Source organism: Citrobacter sp. RHB36-C18, from assembly GCF_013814485.1.
In the GTDB taxonomy this organism is placed as follows: domain Bacteria; phylum Pseudomonadota; class Gammaproteobacteria; order Enterobacterales; family Enterobacteriaceae; genus Citrobacter; species Citrobacter braakii.
Window position 1 is genome coordinate 3142167 of sequence record NZ_CP057125.1, and the last position, 24896, is coordinate 3167062.

Annotated in this window: 22 protein-coding genes; 11 read left to right on the forward strand and 11 right to left on the reverse strand. The window is 53.6% G+C overall.

Features of this window, described 5'->3' with window-relative positions; genetic code table 11:
- Nucleotides 1-77 precede the first annotated feature (77 nt).
- Nucleotides 78-359, forward strand: a complete 282-nt coding sequence (locus HVZ52_RS15130) for a hypothetical protein (RefSeq protein ID WP_019076373.1) — start codon at nt 78-80, stop codon at nt 357-359.
- A 28-nt stretch (nt 360-387) separates the two neighbouring features.
- On the opposite strand, the gene HVZ52_RS15135 is transcribed toward HVZ52_RS15130, so the two are convergent.
- Nucleotides 388-1620, reverse strand: a complete 1233-nt coding sequence (locus HVZ52_RS15135) for an MFS transporter (RefSeq protein ID WP_047501216.1) — start codon at nt 1618-1620, stop codon at nt 388-390.
- A gap of 297 nt (nt 1621-1917) precedes the next feature.
- On the opposite strand from HVZ52_RS15135, the gene ybjG reads away from it, so the two are divergent.
- Together ybjG and deoR are read left to right on the forward strand one after the other, a co-directional pair.
- The gene (gene ybjG, locus HVZ52_RS15140) at nt 1918-2526 is read left to right on the forward strand and encodes an undecaprenyl-diphosphate phosphatase (RefSeq protein ID WP_016156091.1); all 609 of its coding nucleotides are present in this window, start codon (nt 1918-1920) and stop codon (nt 2524-2526) included.
- Nucleotides 2527-2590: 64 nt separating this feature from the next.
- A complete protein-coding gene (deoR, locus tag HVZ52_RS15145; RefSeq protein WP_131381001.1) occupies nt 2591-3349 on the forward strand; it encodes a DNA-binding transcriptional repressor DeoR in 759 nt (252 codons plus the stop codon).
- Nucleotides 3350-3394: 45 nt separating this feature from the next.
- Here the strand turns inward: deoR and dacC are convergent, their stop codons facing one another.
- Entirely contained in the window at nt 3395-4597 is a 1203-nt protein-coding gene (gene dacC / locus HVZ52_RS15150) for a serine-type D-Ala-D-Ala carboxypeptidase (protein WP_065554553.1), read from the reverse strand.
- 328 nt (nt 4598-4925) lie between these two features.
- Here dacC and HVZ52_RS15155 point away from each other — a divergent pair, with 328 nt between their 5' ends.
- On the forward strand, nt 4926-5552 hold the full coding sequence (locus HVZ52_RS15155; RefSeq protein ID WP_016152396.1) for a glutathione S-transferase family protein: 627 nt from the start codon (nt 4926-4928) through the stop codon (nt 5550-5552).
- 5 nt (nt 5553-5557) lie between these two features.
- On the opposite strand, the gene HVZ52_RS15160 is transcribed toward HVZ52_RS15155, so the two are convergent.
- Both HVZ52_RS15160 and bssR read right to left on the reverse strand, forming a co-directional pair.
- On the reverse strand, nt 5558-6655 hold the full coding sequence (locus HVZ52_RS15160) for a PQQ-dependent sugar dehydrogenase (RefSeq protein ID WP_181598413.1): 1098 nt from the start codon (nt 6653-6655) through the stop codon (nt 5558-5560).
- Nucleotides 6656-6757: 102 nt separating this feature from the next.
- The gene (gene bssR / locus HVZ52_RS15165; protein ID WP_094760733.1) at nt 6758-7141 is read right to left on the reverse strand and encodes a biofilm formation regulator BssR; all 384 of its coding nucleotides are present in this window, start codon (nt 7139-7141) and stop codon (nt 6758-6760) included.
- A 230-nt stretch (nt 7142-7371) separates the two neighbouring features.
- Between bssR and rimO the strand changes: the two genes are divergently transcribed.
- Nucleotides 7372-8697, forward strand: a complete 1326-nt coding sequence (gene rimO, locus HVZ52_RS15170) for a 30S ribosomal protein S12 methylthiotransferase RimO (RefSeq protein ID WP_016152393.1) — start codon at nt 7372-7374, stop codon at nt 8695-8697.
- Between the two features lie 57 nt (nt 8698-8754).
- Here rimO and gsiD read toward each other — a convergent pair whose 3' ends face one another.
- From gsiD to HVZ52_RS15200, 6 genes are all read right to left on the reverse strand, one after another.
- The gene (gene gsiD, locus HVZ52_RS15175; RefSeq protein ID WP_016156084.1) at nt 8755-9666 is read right to left on the reverse strand and encodes a glutathione ABC transporter permease GsiD; all 912 of its coding nucleotides are present in this window, start codon (nt 9664-9666) and stop codon (nt 8755-8757) included.
- Nucleotides 9667-9668: 2 nt separating this feature from the next.
- Entirely contained in the window at nt 9669-10589 is a 921-nt protein-coding gene (gene gsiC / locus HVZ52_RS15180; protein ID WP_016152391.1) for a glutathione ABC transporter permease GsiC, read from the reverse strand.
- Nucleotides 10590-10635: 46 nt separating this feature from the next.
- Nucleotides 10636-12174 carry a glutathione ABC transporter substrate-binding protein GsiB gene (gsiB, locus tag HVZ52_RS15185; RefSeq protein ID WP_181598414.1) on the reverse strand — a complete coding sequence of 513 codons (1539 nt, stop codon included), beginning with the start codon at nt 12172-12174 and terminating at the stop codon, nt 10636-10638.
- Nucleotides 12175-12202: 28 nt separating this feature from the next.
- Nucleotides 12203-14074, reverse strand: a complete 1872-nt coding sequence (gene gsiA, locus HVZ52_RS15190) for a glutathione ABC transporter ATP-binding protein GsiA (RefSeq protein ID WP_047415279.1) — start codon at nt 14072-14074, stop codon at nt 12203-12205.
- The gene (iaaA, locus tag HVZ52_RS15195; RefSeq protein ID WP_016156081.1) at nt 14061-15026 is read right to left on the reverse strand and encodes a beta-aspartyl-peptidase; all 966 of its coding nucleotides are present in this window, start codon (nt 15024-15026) and stop codon (nt 14061-14063) included. The genes gsiA and iaaA overlap by 14 nt, the downstream gene beginning before the upstream one ends.
- Nucleotides 15027-15218: 192 nt before the next feature.
- Nucleotides 15219-16007, reverse strand: a complete 789-nt coding sequence (locus tag HVZ52_RS15200) for an aminoglycoside adenylyltransferase family protein (RefSeq protein ID WP_181598415.1) — start codon at nt 16005-16007, stop codon at nt 15219-15221.
- Nucleotides 16008-16183: 176 nt separating this feature from the next.
- Between HVZ52_RS15200 and moeA the strand changes: the two genes are divergently transcribed.
- Together moeA and moeB are read left to right on the forward strand one after the other, a co-directional pair.
- The gene (gene moeA, locus HVZ52_RS15205; RefSeq protein WP_181598416.1) at nt 16184-17419 is read left to right on the forward strand and encodes a molybdopterin molybdotransferase MoeA; all 1236 of its coding nucleotides are present in this window, start codon (nt 16184-16186) and stop codon (nt 17417-17419) included.
- Nucleotides 17419-18168 carry a molybdopterin-synthase adenylyltransferase MoeB gene (gene moeB, locus HVZ52_RS15210; RefSeq protein WP_181598417.1) on the forward strand — a complete coding sequence of 250 codons (750 nt, stop codon included), beginning with the start codon at nt 17419-17421 and terminating at the stop codon, nt 18166-18168. The genes moeA and moeB overlap by 1 nt, the downstream gene beginning before the upstream one ends.
- Nucleotides 18169-18287: 119 nt before the next feature.
- Here moeB and fsa read toward each other — a convergent pair whose 3' ends face one another.
- Nucleotides 18288-18950 carry a fructose-6-phosphate aldolase gene (gene fsa / locus HVZ52_RS15215; protein ID WP_019076360.1) on the reverse strand — a complete coding sequence of 221 codons (663 nt, stop codon included), beginning with the start codon at nt 18948-18950 and terminating at the stop codon, nt 18288-18290.
- A 132-nt stretch (nt 18951-19082) separates the two neighbouring features.
- Between fsa and HVZ52_RS15220 the strand changes: the two genes are divergently transcribed.
- The 4 genes from HVZ52_RS15220 (at nt 19083) to HVZ52_RS15235 (ending at nt 24773) form a co-directional block, all read left to right on the forward strand.
- Nucleotides 19083-19982, forward strand: a complete 900-nt coding sequence (locus HVZ52_RS15220; RefSeq protein ID WP_181598418.1) for a glycyl-radical enzyme activating protein — start codon at nt 19083-19085, stop codon at nt 19980-19982.
- 5 nt (nt 19983-19987) lie between these two features.
- The gene (locus HVZ52_RS15225; RefSeq protein WP_181598419.1) at nt 19988-22420 is read left to right on the forward strand and encodes a glycyl radical protein; all 2433 of its coding nucleotides are present in this window, start codon (nt 19988-19990) and stop codon (nt 22418-22420) included.
- A gap of 121 nt (nt 22421-22541) precedes the next feature.
- The gene (locus HVZ52_RS15230) at nt 22542-23357 is read left to right on the forward strand and encodes a Cof-type HAD-IIB family hydrolase (RefSeq protein WP_181598420.1); all 816 of its coding nucleotides are present in this window, start codon (nt 22542-22544) and stop codon (nt 23355-23357) included.
- 153 nt (nt 23358-23510) lie between these two features.
- Nucleotides 23511-24773, forward strand: coding sequence for a DUF1479 domain-containing protein (locus tag HVZ52_RS15235; protein WP_181598421.1), 1263 nt, complete (start codon nt 23511-23513; stop codon nt 24771-24773).
- The last annotated feature ends 123 nt before the right edge of the window (nt 24774-24896 follow it).

Genomic DNA, 24896 nt, shown 5'->3' on the forward strand with positions numbered 1-24896 from the left:
GGCATGATCTATTCATAATCCGCCTCAAATTAACCCGCTGGATTATTACCTCCAGTGAATATTCAGACGAGCGGATTATGAAGAAAAGTGTACTGATAGCGACATTGTTGCTGGGTTTTGCGGGGACAACATTTGCGCAAAGCGTTACCGTTGATGTACCAAGCGGTTATAAGGTGGTGGTAGTGCCCTCTTCCGTCAGCGTTCCGCAGGCGGTCAGCGTTACCACCGCGCCACAAACGGTGTATGTTGCTCCGGCGCCTGCCCCGGCCCCTGTCTATCGCGCACATCCTTATGCGCGACATGTTGCAAGCGTCGGTGAAGGAATGATCATCGAACACCAGATTGACGATCACCACTAAGTTTTTGCCTGGCCCGGGCAACCGGGCTTTAACCTTCCCGTGAATCCCCTACCCGTTTATCTTTCAGGAAGATAACCATCAGAATCACCCACAGTACGCCGCTTGCCAGATTGAACAGGCTGAACAAGCCGTTTCCTCCGAGCAGATAAGCGTGTTTACTCAGCTCAATACCGACGGTAAAAATCAGCATTTGCAACATACCCATGGCGGCAGAAACCGTGCCCTTACTCATTTCACTGGCAAACAGCGTCAGACGTACCAGTCCCGCATTCGCCACGCCAATACCAAACGCATAGATGCTTAAACCCGCCGTCATCCATAGATACGCATGGGATGACACCACCGTGGCCGCTGCGGCAATCACCAGCCCGACGGCGATTGGCCAGCCGCCCATGATAATCAGCGAACGTACGGTTTTTCGCGAGGTCAGGCGCGCCAGTACCAGGTTACCGGCAATCAACGCGCCAAAAATCGGTACCTGCAACAGGCCATATTCGTAACTGCTGAGATGTTCACCGCTGATGATAATAATCGGGGACTGCGCAATCCACGCCAGTAACGGCAGGCTGACAAAACCCAAGGCCAGCGCACCTGCAACGAAGCGCACGTTCCTCAGCACCAGCTTATAATCTTTGCCCAGCTCTTTAATCGACAGCTTTTCACCAAGCCGGGTTGCCGTCTCCGGCATCGCGCGTTGCAGACCAAAAAAAGAGATGGCGGCCAGGGCGGCAAACAGGATAAACATCCCTTCCCACGGCAGAACATGTACCCAGGCTGCACCGACCAACGGCCCCAGCAGGGGCGCAATCAACGCTACGTTTGCCATCAGCGCGGTAATTTTTATGCACACCGCTTCTTCAAAGGATTCCTGAATTGCGGCGTAACCCACCGCGCCAATAAAGCACAGGCTTATCCCTTGTAAAAAACGCAGGAAGGTAAATTGCTCAATATTCTGCGCAAGCAGGGTTGCAAGGCAGGTCACAATGAACCAGAGCACGCCGGTTAACATCACCGGGCGACGTCCAATTCGATCCGACAGCGGTCCTAATAACCACTGCAAAAACATGCCGCCAGCCAGATAGGCGGTCATGGATGTGGGCACCCAATCTAATCCGGCATTATATTGCTCCACCACCGCCAACATTCCGGGCTGGATCATATCGTTGCCGATATAAGTAGAGAATTCGTAAAGCACCAGACAGAGAGGGAAAAGTAATGCCTGACGCCCCAAACGGGCGCCTGAAGATAAACGGTTCTGCATGCAGTCTCTTAACTATAGAAAAATCGCGCAAAGTGTAATAAATGCGCCGTACTGGTGATAGTGAATTATGTGATTTGAAAGCAAATTGCGCACATTTTTACACTCATTTGCTCAGGAACATTTTGCGTTAAGGTTAATTTAAGTTGAGGCCGCTATCATGTTCAATAAGTCTCATTAATTGTCTGAAAAATAGTCATTTAACAGACAAATAAGACAAGACCGCTTTTTATCCCGTGAAAGCAATTTTATGCTCTCCCCTCTTGGGCCTTTTTAACGATTACACTGAGTCTGGACGTTATGCTGGAAAATCTGAACAACTCACTTTTTTATCTCATCAATGCCACGCCGGACTCTGCGCAATGGATGATATCGCTTGCCATTTTTATTGCCAAAGACCTGATTAACATCGTACCGCTATTAGCCGTTGTGCTTTGGCTTTGGGGGCCGCGGGCCCAGGTTACTCTCCAGCGCCAGTTAGTTATAAAAATGGCGATTGCGCTGATCGTCGGTCTGACGATTTCATGGCTGATGGGGCATCTGTTCCCTCACGATCGTCCGTTTGTTAACCACATCGGTTACAACTTCCTGCATCATGCGGCGGATGACTCTTTCCCGAGCGATCACGGTACGGTTATCTTTACCTTTGCACTGGCTTTCCTGTTCTGGCATCGCCTGTGGACGGGCGCTCTGCTGATGGTCGTTGCTGTGGCGATTGCCTGGTCGCGGGTCTACCTTGGCGTACACTGGCCGCTGGATATGCTGGGAGGATTACTCGCCGGACTGATTGGCTGCCTGAGCGCCCAGATGATCTGGCAGCGGTTTGGCACGCCCCTGTACCTCGGCTTGCAAAATGGCTATCGCGCCTGCTTCGCTCTGCCCATCCGTAAAGGCTGGGTGCGTGACTAACCCACGGTAAAAAGAGTAGTATTAAGCGCGATACTGAGCACTTATTCTACTCTCCAGGGGAACTATGGAAACTCGACGCGACGAGCGTATTGGTCAATTACTGCAGGCGCTGAAACGCAGCGATAAATTACACCTCAAAGAAGCCGCGACGCTGCTGGGCGTATCTGAGATGACCATTCGTCGCGACCTGAATAATCACGATGCTCCCGTCGTCTTGCTCGGGGGCTATATTGTTCTGGAACCCCGCAGCGCCAATCACTATTTAATCAGCGATCAAAAATCCCGACTGGTTGATGAAAAGCGCCATGCCGCCCAGATGGCGGCAAGCCTCGTGCAGGCACACCAGACTATCTTTTTCGACTGTGGTACCACCACGCCGTGGATCATTGAGGCTATCGACAATGAATTGCCTTTCACCGCAATCTGCTACTCGCTGAATACGTTTCTGGTGCTACAGGAAAAACCGCAGTGCCGCGTCATTCTGTGTGGTGGCGAATTCCATGCCAGCAACGCAATTTTCAAACCGCTTGATTTCCAGGAAACGCTGAACAACCTGTGCCCGGATATCGCTTTTTATTCCGCAGCTGGCGTTCATATTGAGAAAGGCGCGACCTGTTTTAACCTGGAAGAGCTACCGGTGAAACACTGGGCGATGTCGATGGCGCAGCATCACGTGCTGGTGGTCGATCACAGCAAATTTGGTAAGGTGCGTCCTGCGCGGATGGGTGAAGTAAAACGCTTTAATACCATCGTCAGCGATAGCCGTCCTGACGAGGCGTTTGTTGAGTACGCGAAAGCGCAACGTATCAAACTGATGTATTAAGCGATACTGCCGGATGGCGATAGCGTCATCCGGCAAACGCTAAGATTAAGAGAACCAGCCGCCAAACCACTGGTGGAATTTCATCATCACAAAGTCCCACATGCGACTAAAGAATCCCCCCTCTTCCACGGCCTCCATCACCATCAGTGGACGCTGCTCGATGGATTTCCCGTTCAACTGGAAGTCGATAGTCCCCACAACCTGGCCTTTCTTCAGCGGCGCGGTTAACTGTGGTTCGGTCAGGGTAAAGCTGGCCTTCAGGTTTTTGAGCTGACCACGCGGGATAGTCACCGAGCCCGCTTCTCCGGCGCCCAAATTAACCTCACTCTTATCGCCAAACCAGACGCGCTGCGTCACGAAAGTGGCATCCGGTTTAATCGGCGTAACGGTTTCAAAGAAGCGGAAGCCCCAGGTCAGCAACTTTTCTGACTCATTAAAACGAATGCGGTCGGTTTTCGCCCCTAACACCACGGAGATCAGGCGCATATCCCCCTGGGTCGCAGAAGCGACCAGGTTGTATCCCGCCCCGGCCGTAGTACCGGTTTTCATACCGTCCACGTTCAGGTTGGTGCTCCACAACAAACGGTTGCGGTTCGGCTGGCGGATTTTATTAAAGGTAAATTCTTTCTCTTTGTGGATAGCATACTCTTCCGGTACATCGTGGATTAGCGCCTTCCCGAGCAGGGCCATATCACGTGCGGTACTGAACTGTCCTGCCGCATCCAGGCCATGCACGGTCTGGAAAGTGGTATTGGTCAGCCCCAGTTTTTTCGCGTAGCCGTTCATCAGACCAATGAAGGATTCCTGGCTGCCGGCAACGTAATCAGCCAGTGCGATACAGGCATCGTTACCAGACTGGATGATAACGCCTTTGTTCAGATCGGACACTGCAACCTGATCGCCGGGCTTGAGGAACATAACCGACGAACCGCGCAGGGCCGGATTACCGGTCGCCCAGGCGTCTTTGCCCACGGTGACCATATCGTTGAGGTTAATTTTCCCGGCCTTCAGCGCCTGACCGACTACATAGCTGGTCATGATCTTGGTCAGACTGGCAGGATCCAGTTTCTCATCAGCATTACCTTCCGCCAGTACCTTACCGCTGGCGTAATCCATTAGGATCCACGCGCGCGCGTCGACGCTCGGTGGGGCCGTTGGTTGCTCCGCCGCCTGTACGCTCGGCGACAAAAGGATTAAGAGTGCAGAACCTGCAGCAAAGCTGCGAAGTGAAGAGAAGTATTGCGTCATAAATGCCACCCGAGTATCCATTCCAAAAAACCACGTCATACCACACCGTGTTTACACAAAACCAGCCAAGCGACCCTGGCCAACCCATGCAGAAAAGGTCTGATGGATGACGTGTAAAATAAGTGCGGTGAGTAATAACGCACTAACGAGCTTAAAGAAACCGTAAGTTGGTAAAGTTTTTAAAGTTTATGCAATAACACCGCGCTGCGCTGCTCCTGGCACGATTTTTTTAGACTTTGTTGCGTAAATATTAGGTTTACCCCACCATGTGGGCTAGTCAGATGGCATCTGCAGCCATAAAGCTGCTCAATTAATTTGCGGGGTTACTATGATTACACTGTGGGGTCGCAATAACTCGACCAACGTAAAAAAAGTATTGTGGACGCTCGAGGAACTGGAACTGCCGTATAACCAAATTCTGGCGGGCGGACAGCATGGCGGTAACCGCGATGCCGACTATCTGGCACTCAACCCGAACGGACTGGTCCCGCTGCTACGCGATGATGAAACGGACGTTGTTCTGTGGGAATCCAATACCATTGTCCGCTATCTGGCAGCTCAGTACGGACAAAAGCGTTTGTGGATTGACGCCCCGGCCGCGCGCGCCGTCGGTGAAAAATGGATGGACTGGGCAAACCAGACGCTAAGTCCTGCGCATCGGGTTATCTTGTTTGGCCTGGTCAGAACCCCTGCCGAGAAACGCGATATGGCGGCAATCGAGGCGGGTAGTCAGGTGTGCGATAACCTGTTTGCTATTCTGGATAACGCGCTGGCGGACCAGCCATGGTTCTCCGGGGCTGAATTTGGCACTGCCGATATCGCCGTTGCGCCGTTCATCTATAACCTGTTCAACGTTGGTCTGAGCTGGACCCCGCGCCCACATCTGGAACACTGGTATCAACAACTGACCGAACGTCCGGCGTTTCAAAAAGTCGTGATGATCCCGGTCAGCTAACTCAATCAGGGACTCACTTTCAGTAATTCCCCGTCGGACTCGTCGGTTAGTACATATAAGTACCCGTCTGGTCCGACGCGCACATCACGGATCCGCTGTCCCCTTTCCTGCAACAGACGACCCTCTTCGGTGACGGCATTCCCTTTGACGCTCAGCACGATCACTTCTTTATCTTTCAACGCGCCAATGAATAACTTCTGCCGCCACTGTGGGAAGGTATCGCTATTATAAAAAGCCATTCCGCTGACCGCCGGTGACTTTTCCCAGTAAAAGATGGGTTGCTCTGTTCCAGCAACAATTGGGCCTTTTGCTTCGGGAATTTTAAGACCACTGTAGTTAACGCCCCAGGTCGCAAGCGGCCAGCCGTAGTTTTTCCCTTTCTCCGGGATATTGATTTCATCGCCCCCGCGTGGACCATGCTCATTGAGCCACAGCGTATCGCTCCAGGGATTCATCGCCATCCCCTGCGGGTTGCGGATACCATATGACCAAATCTCTGCCCGCGCTCCTGCCCTCTTCACAAACGGATTATCCGGCGGAATTTTTCCCTCATCGGTCAGTCGTACGACCTTGCCCTGCAGCTTATCCAGATCCTGTGCGGTAGAACGTTGATTGTTTTCACCAAGGCCAATAAACAGATAACCGTTGCCATCAAAAACCATACGTCCGCCAAAATGGTTTCCGCTGGAGAGCTTCGGCTGTTGGCGAAAAATGGTCTGGAACCCTTGCAGATGTTTGAGATCGTCGCTCAGTCGTCCGTAACCAACCGCTGTCCCGGCGTTACCTTCACCGTCAGCTTCAGCAAAGCTAAGCCACACCCGGCGGGATTGTTTAAAATCCGGTGCTAATGCCACATCAAGCAATCCCCCCTGACCATTCGCCCAGACTTTGGGTACGCCGGTCAGCGGGTCGGAAAGCCCCTTCCCTGACTGCCAAAGTCGAAGCTGGCCGCCTTTAAGCGTAATGAGCATACCGCGATTGTCGGGTAAAAACGCCAGCGACCACGGATGATCGAGTTTCGTTTGCAGCACTTCCACTTCTACCGCGGCGGCATAAGAGGAAAATAGCGCAAGTGGGACAGCACAGAGAAAGAGTCGACGCATAACACCTCCTTAATGGCTCTGCATAAAGCGTAGCCAGCAAGGGGAATTATCCCGCCACATTTACATAATCTTAACGAAAAGGGGGAGCGCCCTCCCCCTGATTCAGACGTGTTCCAGCGTTGAATAAGATTGCAAACACTGGATACTTAGCGTCAGCGTTGTCAGGCAGTTTTCCAGTTTCTCTGCGTTAACGGCGATAAAAGTTGGACAATCGTGATGTCCACTCATAAGACAAACAGCGGCGGCGGCTAACGCCCCTTCAGCACGATGAAGGGCATTCCACTCTTCCTGATCAAGATGCATACCGTGAAGCTGTGATTGCTCGTGCAATTCGCGATTCAGTACAAAAAAATTATCACGCAGACGATCGCTCTCGCTGACTGACATGTAGCCTTTCGCTTTTCTCAACAGCAGATAAGCGGCAAGTTCGACACGGGCGTTTATCAATTTGTTGAGAAGATCGGTTCTCAGTCTGTCAACAACCATACTTTGTTCCTCCTCTTTCCAACTATGGTGCAACTTAATAGTATGGTCGTTTTTTGAACAAAGTCGTGTCCAGGATCAATCCATCACCTAAAATTAACATAATTTACAAATAATCTTTAATTCCACGCTGGGCGTGGCGACTGATGGTATGAGATTGCGATACAATTTTTATTCAGAACTCTGTAGAATCCGTGCCCTGAATATTCCAATAACTGAACAATTTTTACGCTATGAGCAATGTAACCCACCAGCCGAAAATCGGCTTTGTCTCCCTCGGCTGCCCGAAAAACCTCGTCGATTCTGAACGCATCCTGACCGAACTTCGTACCGAAGGCTATGACGTTGTGCCAAGCTACGACGACGCGGATATGGTTATCGTTAACACCTGTGGCTTTATCGACAGCGCGGTTCAGGAGTCGCTGGAAGCAATCGGCGAAGCGCTGAACGAAAACGGCAAGGTGATCGTCACCGGCTGTCTGGGCGCGAAAGTCGATCAGATCCGTGAAGTCCACCCGAAGGTGCTGGAAATCACCGGGCCGCATAGCTACGAACAGGTTCTGGAACACGTTCACCACTATGTGCCCAAACCAAAGCACAACCCGTTCCTGAGCCTGGTTCCTGAACAGGGCGTCAAGCTCACTCCGCGTCATTATGCCTATCTGAAAATTTCTGAAGGCTGCAACCACCGCTGCACGTTCTGCATTATTCCGTCGATGCGTGGCGATCTGGTGAGCCGTCCGATTGGCGACGTCCTCAGCGAAGCCAAACGTCTGGTGGATGCGGGCGTAAAAGAGATACTGGTCATTTCTCAGGATACTTCCGCGTACGGCGTGGATGTGAAGCATCGCACCGGTTTCCATAACGGCGAGCCGGTCAAAACCAGCATGGTTGATCTGTGCGAGCAGTTATCAAAACTGGGGATCTGGACTCGTCTGCATTACGTCTATCCCTATCCGCACGTTGATGACGTGATCCCACTGATGGCGGAAGGGAAAATCCTGCCGTATCTGGACATCCCGCTGCAACATGCCAGCCCGCGTATTCTTAAGCTGATGAAACGCCCAGGCTCCGTGGACAGACAACTGGCACGCATCAAGCAGTGGCGTGAAATCTGCCCTGAACTGACGCTGCGCTCAACCTTCATTGTCGGTTTCCCAGGTGAAACGGAAGAAGACTTCCAGATGCTGCTCGACTTCCTGAAGGAAGCACGTCTGGACCGCGTGGGCTGCTTTAAATACAGCCCGGTAGAAGGCGCTGGCGCCAATGACCTGCCGGACCAAATCCCGGAAGAGGTGAAAGAGGAACGCTGGAACCGCTTTATGCAATTGCAACAGCAAATCTCTGCTGAACGTTTGCAGGAGAAAGTGGGCCGCGAAATTCTGGTTATCGTTGATGAAGTTGACGAAGAAGGCGCGATTGGCCGCAGCATGGCTGACGCTCCGGAAATCGACGGGGCGGTATACCTGAATGGCGAAACCAAGGTGAAACCTGGCGATATCATCCGCGTGAAGGTCGAAAACGCTGATGAATACGATCTGTGGGGCACCCGCGTTTAAATAAGCGCAACCCAACTGTAGGCCGGATAAGCGTTACGTCTTATCCGGCCCTGTGATTTATCCTTTAATTTTCGGGTCCAGCGCGTCGCGCAGACCATCTCCGAGTAAGTTAAACGCCAGTACCGTCAGGAATATCGCCACCGCCGGGAAAATCGCCACGTGCGGCGCGATCACCATATCAGCGCGGGCTTCATTGAGCATTGCCCCCCACTCCGGGGTCGGCGGCTGCGCACCCAATCCCAGAAATGACAGGCTCGCGGCAGAGATAATCGACGTGCCAATTCGCATGGTAAAAAAGACCACGATCGATGAAACCGTACCCGGCAGGATATGGTTGAAGATGATGGTCGCATCGCTGGCGCCGATACTGCGCGCGGATTCAATAAAGGTCTGCTGCTTTAGCACCAGCGTATTTGCGCGCACCAGCCGCGCGAAGGCCGGAATGGAGAAAATGGCCACGGCAATAATCACGTTTGCAATGCCGCTGCCCAGCACAGCGACCACGGCTATCGCCAGCAAAATACCCGGAAAGGCAAACAGCACATCGCAGATACGCATAATCAGTCGATCCCACCAGCCTTCGTAGTATCCCGCCAGCAGACCCAGCACGGTGCCAATCGCCGCGCCAATAAATACGGCAAAGACCCCCGCCGCCAGCGAGATTTGCGCCCCCACCAGCACGCGGCTAAAAATATCCCGCCCCAGCGAGTCAACGCCGAACCAGTGCAGCATCGACGGTCCGTCATTCAGACGGTCATAATCGAAGTAATTCTCGGCATCAAATGGCGTTAACCAGCGAGCAAAAATCGCCACCATTATCAGCAGCACGACAAATAACCCCGCTAACATCGCCATGCGCTGGCGACGGAAACGACGCCAGAATTCATGCCACGGCGTGCGTATCTGCTCAGGCTTAACAAGGGGCATCGCATTTAAAATCGCCTGTCGGCGCCAGTTAAAAAATCGCATCCTTACTTGTACCTGATAGCCGGATTAATGGCGGCATAGAGCACATCCACCACTAAGTTAATAAGAATAAACTCCAGAGAAAACAACAGCACCTCGGCCTGAATCACCGGGTAGTCGCGCATTTCGACTGAGTCCACCAACAGCCGCCCAAGCCCTGGCCAGTTAAACACCTTCTCAACCACAATCGAGCCGCCAAGCAAAAAGCCAAACTGTAGCCCCATCATGGTGACCACCGGGATCATCGCATTGCGCAAACCATGTTTTAACACCACCCAGGTTTCACTCACCCCTTTGGCCCGCGCGGTACGCATATAGTCTTCACTGAGCACATCGACAAACGAAGCGCGGGTAAACCGGGCTAACACCGCAGCCACCGCCGCACCCAGGGTAATAGACGGGAGGATATAGTGCCGCCAGGTATCAGCTCCAACGGTGGGCAACCAGCCAAGCTCAACGGAGAATATCTGCATGAGCAGCATGCCGAGCGCAAACGCCGGGAAAGAGATCCCGGTGACAGCGAGCGTCATACTCAATCTGTCCGGCCAACGATTACGCCATACAGCAGCAATAATCCCTGCCGTCATGCCGAATAACACCGCCCACGCCATGCTGGCAATGGTCAGCCATAGCGATGGCATAAAACGACTGGCTATCTCTTCGGAGACCGGGCGACGAGAAACCATTGAGGTTCCAAAATCGCCTTGCAACACGTTAGTAATGTAATGCCAGAACTGAATATGCAGCGGCTGGTCCAGACCCAACTGCTGACGCACCAGTTCGATAACCTCAGCGTCAGCCTCCGGTCCGGCAATCAGCCGGGCCGGATCGCCGGGTAGCAGGTGAACAAATAAAAATACCAGCACCGCTACGATCAACAGAGTTGGAATCAACCCCAGCAGGCGCTTGAAAACATAGTTAAGCATCACACTCCCTTCGCCGGCCCCTGCGTGGCGGGGCCGGATGAATAGCTTATTTTAAATCCGCATCATCAAAGCTAAATCCGGTATCCGGCATGATCCAGAACCCGGTCAATCTGGTGTTGTGCGCCGAAATCAGTTGTTCCACTACCAGTGGGATCCACGGCGACTCTTTCCAGATAATATCCTGCGCATCCTTGTACAGCTTCGCTTTCTGGGCCGGATCGTTGGTTTGCAACGCTGCCGCTAAATCACTGTCCACCTGCTTATTGCTGTAGAACGCCGTATTAAACAGCGTTGGCGGCCAGTTTTGAGATGCAAACAGCGGTGACAGCGCCCAGTCTGCTTCACCCGTAGAGGCAGACCAGCCGGTGTAGAACATGCGTACCCCGCTCTCTTTCTGCGCTTTACCTTCGACTTGCGCCGCGCGCTGACCGGCATCCATCGCCGTCACCTGAGCCTTAACGCCCACCTGAGCCAGTTGCTGCTGGGTAAATTGCAGCACTTTTTGCGCGGTACTATGGTTATGAGAAGACCATAGCGTGGTGGTAAAACCGTTCGGATAACCCGCTTCTTTCAGCAGTTCGCGCGCTTTTGCCGGGTCGTATGGCCATGGCGTATAGCTTTGCGCATAGGCGATCGACGGTGGGAGAACGCCGGTTGCTGGCGTCGCGTAACCGGCAAACGCCACTTTCACCAGCGCCTGACGGTTGATGGCATAATTCAGCGCTTCACGCACCTTCGGGTTATCGAACGGTTTTTGCGTGACGTTCATGCTGATGTAACGCTGCATAATAGACGGACTGGCCACCAGTTCCAGGTTTTTATTCTTCGCCAGTAGCGCCGCCTGCTCGTAAGGGATCGGGAAGGCAAACTGCGCTTCCCCGGTCTGCAGCATTGCCGCACGCGTGTTGTTGTCGGTCACCGGACGCCAGGTAATCGTATCCAGCTTTGGCAGCCCTTGCTGCCAGTAACCCGCGAACTTCTTAACCTTTACAAAATCCGTCTGATTCCAGGTCTCAAGCTGATACGGCCCGGTCCCCACGGGATGGAAACCGATCTCCTTGCCGTATTTCTCCAGCGCGGCGGGAGAGATCATCGCCGTAGCCGGGTGCGCCAGAATATTGATAAATGCAGAGAACGGCTGCTTCAGCGTTATCTTCACCGTCGACGGATCGACGACCTCGGTTTTATCGATATTCTTATACAGGTTGTAGCGTTTCAGATGGTTTTCCGGGTTGCTGGCCCGGTCGAAGTTAGCTTTAACCGCATCGGCGTTGAAGTCGGTGCCGTCCTGAAACTTCACACCCTGTCGCAGCTTAAGGGTATAAGTCAGGCCATCATCAGAAACCGTATAACTCTCCGCCAGCACATTTTTCAGCTTCATCTCTTTATCAAGGCCAAACAGCCCCTGGTAAAACGACTTCGCTACCGCCTGCGACAACGTGTCGTTTGCGTCGTAGGGATCGAGGGTGGTGAAATTGGATCCTACCGCCACTACTACATCTTTGGCGGCCCAGCCAGGTGTGGCGGCCAGCGCAGAGGCCACTCCCACAGCAACCAGCCATTTTCGAGCAACAATTTTTGTCATGTTATTCTCCTTAAACCCTGCCTGCCTGTTATAAACGCGAAAGCGCATTTTCTGGTTGCGGACGCGCAACATAATGCCCCGGGCCAACTTGCTGTAGTGAAACGGGGGAAATCTCTTCACCGCGTTTGCGGATATTACTGGGGATATCATCCGACAGCAGCACGCGCTGGGGCCGGTGATGTGAGGGATCGGCGACCGGGACTGCCGCCATCAGTTTGCGGGTGTACGGATGCTGCGGATTTTCAAACACCGCGCGTCGGGTGCCGATCTCGACGATTTGCCCAAGGTACATCACCGCCACCCGATGACTGATCCGCTCCACCACCGCCATATCGTGGGAAATAAACAGGTACGCAATCCCCATTTCTCGTTGGAGGTCGAGCAACAGGTTGATAATTTGCCCGCGAATTGAGACATCCAGCGCCGAGACTGACTCATCGGCAATAATCACCTTGGGATTGAGCGCCAGCGCCCGGGCAATACAGATACGCTGACGCTGACCACCGGAAAACTCATGCGGATAGCGCCAGGCATGCTCAGGGAGCAATCCTACGCGTTCCAGCAGCCATGCAACCCGTTTTGCCGCCGCATCGCCTTGCAGTAGCCCATGCACCCGCAGCGGTTCTAAAATGGAATATCCCACGGTCTGACGCGGATCGAGCGAAGCATAGGGGTCCTGGAAGATAAATTGAATATCCCGACGCAGCGGCTGTAGCTTACTGGCGGCCAGGGTATCGATACGCTGTCCGTTGAAAACAATCTCCCCGCGTTGAGACTCTACCAGACGTAGCAGCGCCCGACCGGTGGTGGATTTCCCGCAGCCTGACTCCCCCACCAGCGAGAGCGTCTCTCCGGGCCACAGGTCAAAGCTAACGTTTTCCACCGCATGCACCTCGCGGGTCACCCGATTAAGAATGCCGCTGCGCAGCGGAAAACGCGTCACCAGATTACGTACCTGCAAAATAGGCTCGCCTTCAACCACAGTATCCTGTTCAGTCTGTGGTTCTACATGGCTGGGATCGTGTAATGAAATGAGTGGAAACCGGCGCGGGTACGCTTGTCCGGTCATCGCCCCAAGCTGCGGCACGGCTGCCAGCAGCGCTTTAGTGTAAGGATGCTGGGGAGCGTGAAAAATTTGCTCAACGCTGCCGGTTTCTACCGCCTCGCCCTGATACATCACCAGCACGCGATCGGCAATATCCGCCACGACGCCCATATCGTGGGTAATAAAGATCACTCCCATCGACATATCCTGCTGCAACACTTTTATCAGTTGCAGGATCTGTGCCTGAATAGTGACATCCAGCGCGGTAGTCGGTTCATCGGCAATTAAAACCGCAGGGCGACACGATAGCGCCATGGCGATCATTACCCGCTGGCGCATGCCGCCAGAAAGCTGGTGCGGATAGCGCGATAAAATAGCCTTCGCCTCGGGGATACGCACCTGGTCGAGCATCCGTTTCGCTTCCACCATCGCCTCTTCGTGGCTGGCCCCCTGATGCAAACGGATTGACTCAGCAATCTGCTCACCCACGGTAAATACCGGATTAAGCGATGTCATGGGCTCCTGGAAGATCATGGCGATATCTGCGCCACGCACGTGACGCATCCGCGACGCGCTCTGTTCACCCAGCTCAATAACCTGTCGGTTACGGCGTCGAAGGAGCATTTCATCGCAGCTCACCTCGCCGCCTGACTGTTCAATCAAACGCATCAGCGACAAGGCTGTTACCGACTTTCCTGAACCGGATTCACCCACTATCGCCAGCGTTTCACCACGCTTCAGGCGAAATGACAGATTACGCACCGCACTGATGCGCTGTTGCTCCTGTTCAAAGGCAATGTTCAGGTTGCTGACTGCCAGCACGTCGCAGGCGTCAAGCTCATCACTGTGTGGCAACGGTATCTCCTTTTTCCCGATAAATACCGGTGGTTGGCGTATCGCCTGCATATCCCCAGGCACGGTACATGCCTTCGCTGTTAAACGGCAAGGCGACGTTGCCCTCGTGATCGACGGCAATTAAACCGCCGCTACCGCCGAGCGCCGGTAATTTTTCCATTACTACGCGTTCGCACGCCTCCGATAAACTCAGGCCGCCATAGTCCATCAACGCCGCAATGTCATAGGCCGCCAGCGCACGAATAAAGACTTCACCGGTTCCGGTGCAGGAAACGGCCACACTTGCGTTATTGGCATAACAGCCAGCGCCGACCAGCGGACTGTCACCTACCCGACCCGGTAATTTATTGGTCATTCCGCCGGTCGATGTTGCCGCCGCCAGATTGCCAAACATATCCAGCGCGACCGCACCCACAGTACCCATTTTGTTGTTTTCATCCAGCGGGGTCGCGCTATGATCCAGCACCGTTTCACCCGCCGATTGCGCTGCCAGCAGTTGAGCGTAGCGTTCTGGCGTCGAGAAAATATCCGCCGAAACGCGCTCCATACCCTGCGCAATGGCAAAGTTTTCAGCCCCTTCACCTATCATCATGACGTGGGGGCTGTGCTCCATCACCAGGCGAGCCGCGAGAATTGGATTGCGCAGATGGCTAACCCCGGCGACGGCTCCCGCGTTTAGCGTATTACCGTCCATCACACAGGCGTCCAGTTCATGGGTTTCATCACGGGTATACACCGCGCCAATTCCGGCATTAAACAACGGACACTCTTCCAACAAACGCACGGCTTCGGTGACCACATCCAGTGCGCTACGACCGTCTTCAAGCATCCGTTGGCCGGTTTCAACGATATCCGACAGCGCTTGTATATAACGCAATTCTTGCTCCTGGCTCAGTAACGCGCGGGTGATAGCCCCTGCGCCGCCGTGAATTGCAATGACTGCTTTACCCATTTTATTCGTCCATTAGGTGGCGGGTACCGGGGGGTTATAAATATCAGAATTTCGGTGACTTATTGATTCGATTTTTGAATATAGAAAGATGCAGACGTCATGTAAAGGTAAAGGCCCGCACCTCACACCCCGTCTCATCAGGTCATTCAGATGTGTTTAACGGAAAGGAGATCTCTCGACGTTGGTGCTAAATTATTCAAGCCGATCGGTAATCTGTTTTTTTGCATAAAACACAAAGCGTTCTACAGACGGCATACACGCTGCCCAGTTATGTTTGGTTAACCCCAGATATTCCGCACGCGCTGCTTGCAGCAAATCAGCATGCTCAGCGGGTAATTGCGGCAGAAGCCAGGATGCGGCCTCATCTTTAGCGACAATATTACCCGTAACCACGCTATACCAGATACGTGCCAGAGCAAGAATGATATTACGCTCGTCCCCCTCTAAATCAGCCGGTTTCTGCCACATCTCAAGGATATGCCGAAATGTTTGCAATACATCTCTAAACGGAATGACGTTAAATAACGTCTCAGCCGGTTCACCGAACAGCGGTACGCTGGCGCGCCGGGCCTGGGTCAGCAGAATAGAAAGATCAGGATCCACCATTGCCGGTTCAAACACGCCAGCGCGAATATCATCACGCAGCCATTCACCAAACTGCATTTCTCTCGCCGGTGGGAATCGCCACGGCACGATCTGCGAGTGCAGAACAACGGTCACTTCCAGCGCACGATATGGCCCGGAGGTGCCGGGAGGCGCTGAAATGGTCAGCAAATCCTGCATCAGTTTTTCTCTTTGTCGGGCATTTATTGGTTCACGCAGGGTGACCAATAAATCAATGTCGCTTTGGGGTTTTAAGCCGCCTTCAACCGCAGAGCCATACAAATGAAGGGCAATGAGATTCCCCTCGAAAATCTGGCGGATGCACGCACTGGCTGCCTCCACCTGTCGTCGAATTGCGTCTGGAATAATATTAGCCATTTAGCCCCCAGGGAAAAATGAGCGGAAATATTGAGTCTATACTGCATTCTTCCTGCAGCGCTATCCCTGGCACAAAACCTTTACCAGATCTGATTCTAAGCCTGAGGTAGCATACTGCCCGCGTCCATTTTCTGACATAATGAGCAGATTCGATTTTGCCCCGCAGGAGTCTTCTCATGGAATTTACCGCCGGACTGATGCCGCTTGAAACGGCTCTCTCTCAGATGCTTTCGCGTATTACCCCGCTCACCGCCGTCGAAACGCTGCCGCTGGTTCAATGCTTTGGCCGCATTCTGGCCACCGACGTTGTCTCCCCCATTGATGTACCGGGATTCGATAACTCAGCAATGGATGGCTATGCGGTACGATTAGCCGATTTACAATCTGATCAGCCGCTTGCTGTGGCGGGTAAAGCCTTTGCCGGTCAGCCTTTCCATGGCGAGTGGCCTGCGGGAACCTGCATCCGTATTATGACCGGCGCCCCAGTGCCTGCTGGTTGTGAAGCGGTGGTGATGCAGGAGCAAACGGAACAAACTGAGGACGGGGTGCGTTTTACCGCCGAAGTCCGCCGCGGGCAAAATATTCGTCTGCGCGGTGAAGATATTGCAAACGGCGCGGTGGTGTTTCCCGCCGGGACTCGCCTGACAACCGCCGAGCTTCCCGTTCTGGCTTCGCTCGGTGTTGCCGATGCTCCCGTTGTGCGCAAAGTCCGCGTGGCGCTGTTCTCCACCGGTGATGAACTGCAGTTGCCAGGTCAGCCGCTGGGAGACGGGCAGATTTATGACACTAACCGTCTGACCGTTCACCTGATGCTGCAACAGTTGGGCTGCGAAGTGAACAACCTGGGGATTATTCGCGACGATCCCAACGCGCTGCGTGCCGCGTTTATCGAAGCCGACAGCCAGGCCGATGTCGTCATCAGCTCCGGCGGCGTTTCAGTAGGCGAAGCGGATTACACTAAAACTATTCTGGAAGAGCTGGGAGAAATTGCCTTCTGGAAGCTGGCCATCAAACCGGGCAAACCGTTCGCGTTTGGCAAACTGAGCAACAGCTGGTTTTGCGGTCTGCCGGGTAATCCAGTGTCTGCGGCCCTCACCTTTTATCAACTGGTACAACCGCTCCTGGCGAAACTCAGCGGCAACACCGCCTGTGGACTGCCGCCTCGCCAGCGTGTGCGCACCGCCTCACGCCTGAAGAAAACACCTGGCCGTCTGGATTTTCAGCGCGGCGTATTGCAGCGTACCGCTGAAGGCGAACTGGAAGTCACCACTACCGGGCACCAGGGCTCGCATATTTTTAGCTCTTTTAGCCAGGGTAACTGTTTTATCGTGCTGGAGCGCGATCGCGGTAACGTCGAAGCTGGCGAATGGGTTGAGGTCGAGCCGTTTAACGCACTGTTTGGAGGCCTGTAATGGCAGAACTCAGCGACCAGGAGATGATGCGCTATAACCGGCAAATCATTCTGCGCGGCTTCGATTTCGAAGGTCAGGAAACGCTCAAGGAGGCGCGGGTACTGGTCGTTGGTGTGGGGGGACTGGGATGCGCAGCAACTCAGTACCTTGCAGGCGCTGGCGTCGGGCATTTAACCTTGCTCGACTTTGACACGGTCTCCGTGTCGAACCTCCAGCGCCAGACGCTGCACAGCGATGCGACCGTTGGACAGCCAAAAGTGCTATCCGCCCGCGACGCACTGGCGCGGATTAACCCTTATATCGCCATTACGCCGGTGAATGCCCTGCTGGACGAGAGCGAGATTCACACGCTTATTACCGAACACGATTTGGTGCTGGACTGTACGGATAATGTCAGCATCCGCAATCAGTTGAATGCCGGATGCTTCGCCGCCAGGGTTCCGCTGGTTTCCGGTGCGGCAATTCGCATGGAAGGACAAATTACCGTATTTACCTACCAGGAAGGAGAGCCCTGCTACCGTTGCCTGAGCCGTCTGTTCGGTGAAAACGCCCTGACCTGCGTAGAGGCCGGAGTGATGGCCCCGCTGATCGGCGTGATCGGCTCGTTACAGGCGATGGAAGCCATTAAGCTACTGGCTAACTACGGTAAACCGGCTTCAGGAAAAATCGTCATGTACGACGCCATGACCTGCCAGTTTCGCGAAATGAAGCTGATGCGCAATCCCACCTGTGAGGTCTGCGGGAGTTAGCAGAGAAATCGTCGGCACCACACTATTGCCAGAGGGCGATGCTAATGCCTCCAATCAGGCCTACAACAGCGCATTGTGTAGGCCGGATAAGGTGTCAGCCGCCATCCGGCTAAACAGACTTACAGAGAAGTGCGTCCAAATGCGCTCTGCCAGTCGTGCTCGAACTTCGCTACGGCAGCATCCACGGCCGGAGAGCTAATCATCTGCTGAGCGACATCCAGCGGCAGCGTGATGGACTCGCAGCCTGCCAGCAGGCAATCCAGCGCCTGACGCGGCGTTTTAAAACTAGCGGCCAGTACTTTGGCGTGCGGGGCATGCATTTTCAGTAAGGTCTGCAGATCGGTCACCGTCTGAATGCCGTCCCCCCCCTGCGCATCCACACGGTTAACGTATGGCGCAACGTATTCGGCCCCCGCAAGCGCAGCTAATAGCCCTTGAGCAGCGCCGTATACCGCGGTACCCAACGTCGGGATCCCTTCTTCTTTCAGCAATTTAATGGCCGTCAGACCTTCTGCCGTGACCGGCACTTTGACCACGATATCCGCAATGATTGCCCGCAGCTTACGCGCATCGCTGACCATGCCTTCGGCGGTGGTCGCCATTACCTGAGCAAACAGGCGTCCTTGCCCTCCCATCGCTTCCTGCAGTTGCGGCAGTAACACGTCCAGCGTCTGCTTACCTGCCGCCACAATGCTTGGGTTAGTGGTCACCCCTGCCAGCGGAAAAACCCGCGCCAGAGCTTTTACCGCGTCAACGTCAGACGTATCTAAATAGAGTTCCATAACCTTTCCTCAAACGAATAATTAGCATGAATAAAAGGTAGCACGGCGAAACCTCACGGTTAGTTGACGTACGTCAATATAACTTTCATTCGAAAGTAATTTAATCTTTATACGAAAGATGAGAGGCCGCTTATGATTTTCAATATCCAGCGCTATTCCACACATGATGGTCCCGGTATCCGTACTGTAGTGTTCCTTAAGGGATGCTCTCTGGGCTGTCGGTGGTGCCAGAATCCGGAAAGCCGCGCCCGCACGCAGGATCTGCTCTATGACGCGCGTTTGTGCCTCGACGGTTGCGATCTCTGTGCTCAGGCCGCACCGAAGGTGATTGAACGCGCGCTGAGTGGATTGCTGATTCAACGCGAAAAACTGACCGATGATGCGCTCACGGCGCTGACCCACTGCTGTCCAACCCAGGCGCTGACCGTCTGCGGAGAGGAAAAAAGCGTGGACAACATCATGGCGACCGTAGTGCGTGATAAACCGTTTTACGATCGCAGCGGCGGGGGTCTCACCCTGTCTGGCGGTGAACCCTTTATGCAGCCAGAACTGGCGGCAGCGCTGCTCAAAGCCAGCCACGATGCAGGTATTCATACAGCGGTTGAAACCTGTCTGCATGTCCCGTGGAAGTATATTGAACCGTCATTACCTGACGTCGACCTGTTCCTGGCCGATTTAAAACATGTCGCCGACGCGCCGTTTAAACAGTGGACCGATGGCAGCGCCTCTCGCGTACTGGAAAATCTGAAAAAACTGGCCGCCGCCGGTAAAAGAATGGTTATCCGCGTCCCCCTGATTCAGGGGTTCAACGCTGATGAAGCCGCTATTCAGGCCATTACCGATTTTGCTGCCGACGAGCTTCACGTCGATGAGATCCATTTTTTGCCCTACCACACGCTGGGCATCAACAAATACCACTTACTCAGTCAACCCTACAACGCACCGGATAAACCGCTTGATGCGCCTGCGCTGCTCGAATTTGCCCAGCAGTACGCCAGCCTGAAAGGTTTAACCGCGACCCTACGAGGATAATCGCCATGACCACTCTGAAACTGGACACACTCAGCGACCGTATCAAAGCGCATAAAACGGCCCTGATCCACATCGTGAAGCCGCCGGTTTGTACCGAGCGCGCCCAGCACTATACCGAGATGTACCAACAGCATCTGGATAAACCTATTCCGGTTCGCCGCGCGCTGGCGCTGGCCCATCATCTGGCGGAACGCACCATCTGGATCAAGCATGACGAACTGATCATTGGTAACCAGGCAAGCGAAGTGCGTGCCGCGCCAATCTTCCCGGAATACACCGTGTCGTGGATTGAAAAAGAGATCGATGACCTCGCCGACAGGCCGGGCGCGGGCTTTGCGGTAAGCGAAGAGAACAAACGCGTATTGCACGAGGTGTGTCCATGGTGGCGTGGTCAGACCGTGCAGGATCGCTGCTACGGGATGTTTACTGACGAGCAGAAAGGGCTGCTGGAAACCGGCATTATCAAAGCCGAAGGTAACATGACCTCCGGTGACGCACACCTGGCGGTAAATTTCCCGCTGCTGCTGGAAAAAGGTCTCGACGGCCTGCGCCACAAAGTTGATGAACGTCGTTCCCGCATCAATCTGACTTGTCTGGAAGACCTCCATGGCGATCAGTTTCTGAAAGCGATTGATATCGTGCTGGAGGCCGTCAGTCTGCACATTGAGCGCTTTGCCGCGCTGGCACGTAAAATGGCGGCCACGGAAACTCGCGCCAGTCGTCGTGATGAACTGCTGACCATGGCGGACAACTGCGATGTGATCGCCCATGAGCCGCCAAAAACGTTCTGGCAGGCGCTGCAGTTGTGCTATTTCATCCAGTTGATCCTGCAAATTGAATCAAATGGTCACTCAGTGTCGTTTGGTCGCATGGATCAGTACCTCTATCCGTTCTACCGTCGTGACGTAGAACTGAACCAGAGCCTCGATCGTGAGCACGCCATTGAGCTGCTGCACAACTGCTGGCTGAAACTGTTGGAAGTGAACAAAATCCGCTCCGGCTCCCATTCGAAAGCCTCGGCGGGTAGCCCGCTGTATCAGAACGTGACCATTGGTGGCCAAAACCTGGTTAACGGTCAGGCAATGGATGCTGTCAATCCGCTCTCCTACGCCATTCTGGAATCCTGCGGTCGCCTGCGTTCTACTCAGCCAAACCTGAGCGTGCGTTATCATGCAGGGATGAGTAATGATTTCCTGGATGCCTGTGTACAGGTGATCCGCTGCGGCTTCGGGATGCCTGCCTTTAATAACGACGAAATCGTCATACCTGAATTCATTAAGCTTGGCATTGAACCGCAGGACGCCTATGACTATGCGGCCATTGGTTGCATCGAAACCGCCGTTGGCGGCAAATGGGGCTACCGCTGTACCGGTATGAGCTTTATTAACTTTGCCCGCGTGATGCTGGCAGCGCTGGAAGGTGGTCGCGATGCCACCAGCGGTAAAGTATTTCTGCCACAGGAAAAAGCGCTCTCGGCTGGTAACTTCAACAATTTCGACGAAGTGATGGATGCCTGGGATGCGCAGATTCGCTACTACACGCGTAAATCTATCGAAATTGAGTATGTTGTCGACACCATGCTGGAAGAGAACGTACACGATATTCTGTGCTCTGCGCTGGTAGATGACTGTATTGAACGCGCGAAAAGCATTAAGCAAGGCGGCGCGAAATACGACTGGGTATCGGGTTTGCAGGTGGGTATTGCCAACCTCGGCAACAGCCTGGCTGCGGTGAAGAAACTGGTCTTTGAACAAGGCGCTATCGGTCAGCAACAGCTGGCCGCCGCGCTGGCCGACGATTTTGACGGTCTGACCCACGAACAATTACGCCAGCGGCTAATTAACGGCGCACCGAAATACGGCAACGATGACGATAGCGTTGATACGCTGCTGGCTCGTGCTTATCAGACCTATATCAATGAGTTGAAACAGTATCATAATCCGCGTTACGGACGTGGCCCGGTTGGCGGCAATTACTACGCGGGTACCTCATCGATCTCCGCAAACGTACCGTTTGGCGCGGCAACAATGGCCACGCCGGATGGTCGTAAGGCGCATACTCCGCTGGCAGAAGGCGCAAGCCCGGCTTCCGGAACGGACCATCTCGGCCCAACAGCGGTAATTGGCTCGGTGGGTAAACTGCCGACCGGTTCAATCCTCGGCGGCGTGTTGTTAAACCAGAAGCTGAACCCGGCCACGCTGGAGAATGAATCCGATAAGCAAAAGCTGATGATCCTGCTGCGTACCTTCTTTGAGGAGCACAAAGGCTGGCATATTCAGTACAACATTGTCTCCCGTGAAACGCTGCTGGAAGCCAAAAAGCACCCGGATCAGTATCGTGACCTGGTGGTCCGTGTAGCAGGTTATTCGGCCTTCTTCACCGCGCTGTCTCCAGATGCGCAGGACGATATCATCGCACGTACTGAACATATGCTGTAATCCCCCTTACCCGGCGGCATTTCGCTTGCCGGGTATTCTTCTTTCGAATGAAATAAATTTGTGCTTTAGCTCACATTGTTATTAAAATGTTTCTGGTCGCAGTTATGAGCCAGGAGCAAGTATGACCATCAAAGTTATCGTCACTGATATGGACGGAACTTTTCTCGACGACGCCAAAAAATACGATCATGCACGTTTTATGGCGCAGTATCAGAAACTAAAAAAACGGGATATTGAATTTGTCGTGGCCAGCGGCAATCAGTATTACCAACTGATCTCCTTTTTCCCGGAACTCAAAGATGAGATCTCTTTTGTTGCCGAGAACGGGGCGTTAGTCTTTGAACATGGCAAACAGCTGTTTCACGGTGAGCTGACCCGCCACGAATCCCGCATTGTCATTGGCGAACTGCTCAAAGATACGCATCTCAACTTTGTGGCTTGCGGCCTGCAAAGCGCCTACGTTAGCGAAAATGCCCCCGAGTCCTTTGTCGCATTGATGTCAAAACACTACCATCGCCTGAAACCCGTGAAGGATTATCAGGACATCGATGATGTGCTGTTCAAGTTCTCGCTGAATTTACCGGACCAACAAATCCCATTAGTGATCGATCACCTTCATTCTGCCCTTGACGGTATAATGAAGCCTGTCACCAGCGGCTTTGGGTTTATCGACCTGATCATTCCTGGTTTGCATAAAGCCAACGGAATCAGCCGTCTGCTAAAGCGCTGGAACCTGTCCCCGCAAAATGTGGTCGCCATTGGCGATAGCGGCAACGACGCAGAAATGCTGAAAATGGCGCGCTACTCTTTCGCCATGGCCAACGCGGCAGAGAGTATCAAATCGATTGCCCGCTATCAGACCGACGACAATAACCATCAGGGCGCGCTGAACGTGATTCAGGCGGTGCTGGATAACACTTCCCCTTTTAATTGCTAATCCTGCCCAACCGGGGTATCCCCTTGCCCCGGTTTCCACGCTTTTTCATGTTTCTCACACCATCAAATTTTAAACTTGCGTTAACTAAATTTTAACTTATATTATCACCTGCAAGTTAAATAAGTTTCGAATGAAAGTTAATGCGAGGTGGATATGGCTTTTACTTTTACCAGCGACACGTTGCCCACCGATCACAAAGCGGCAATCCGGCAGATGAAAAAGCAATTGCGTGAACAGCTTGGAGATGTTCAGTTGATTTTCAATCAGTTGAGCGAGGCCATTGCTAATCGCGTGGCGGAAATCAATGCCCTCAAAGCGCAAGGCTCTCCGGTATGGCCTGTGTTGTCCTATGCGGATATCAAGGCGGGTCGCGTGAGTGCTGAGCAGCGTGAAGAAATTAAGCGTCGCGGATGCGCGGTCATTAAAGGCCATTTCTCTCGCGAACAAGCCCTCGATTGGGATAGGTCAATGCTGGACTATCTGGACCGCAACCATTTTGACGACGTTTACCAAGGACCGGGCGATAATTTCTTTGGTACCCTGAGCGCATCGCGGCCTGAAATCTACCCCATCTACTGGTCCCAGGCGCAGATGCAGGCCCGTCAGAGTGAAGAAATGGCAAATGCGCAGTCATTTCTCAACCGTCTTTGGACATTTGCAGGCGAAGGTAAGCAATGGTTTAACCCGGATGTCAGCGTTATCTACCCCGACCGCATACGCCGTCATCCACCGGGAACGACGTCCAAAGGGCTGGGCGCGCATACGGATTCCGGTGCGCTAGAACGCTGGCTTCTGCCGGCATATCAGCAGGTCTTTGCTAATGTTTTCAATGGTAAGCTGGAAGATTACGACCCGTGGCAGGCCGCGCATCGCACTGAAGTAGAAGAGTACACGGTGGATAACACCACCAAATGTTCAGTATTCCGTACCTTCCAGGGCTGGACTGCTCTCTCTGATATGCTGCCAGGTCAGGGGTTGTTGCACGTGGTCCCTATCCCTGAAGCGATGGCCTGGGTACTGTTACGTCCATTGCTTGACGATGTGCCGGAAGATGAACTTTGCGGCGTAGCACCCGGCAGAGTTCTGCCGATTTCTGCGCAATGGCATCCGCTGCTGATTGAAGCGTTAACCAGCATTCCGCAACTGGACGCCGGAGACTCCGTCTGGTGGCATTGCGATGTGATCCACTCCGTCGCGCCGGTAGAAAATCAGCAGGGTTGGGGCAACGTGATGTACATCCCTGCCGCACCGATGTGCGAAAAGAATCTGGCCTACGCCCATAAAGTGAAGGCCGCGCTGGAAAAAGGCGTATCGCCGGGTGATTTCCCACGCGAGGATTATGAAACTCACTGGGAAGGACGCTTCACGCTGGATGATTTGAATATCCATGGCAAGCGTGCGCTGGGGATTATTTAATCTGTAACTTACACAAGTTTCCCTAAGTATTTCGCGTTACAGGAAGGCGGCCAGCCTGTAAATCCCCGCAAGCTTACACAAGTAAGTGACCGGGGTGTACAGGTGCAGCCAACACACCTGTAA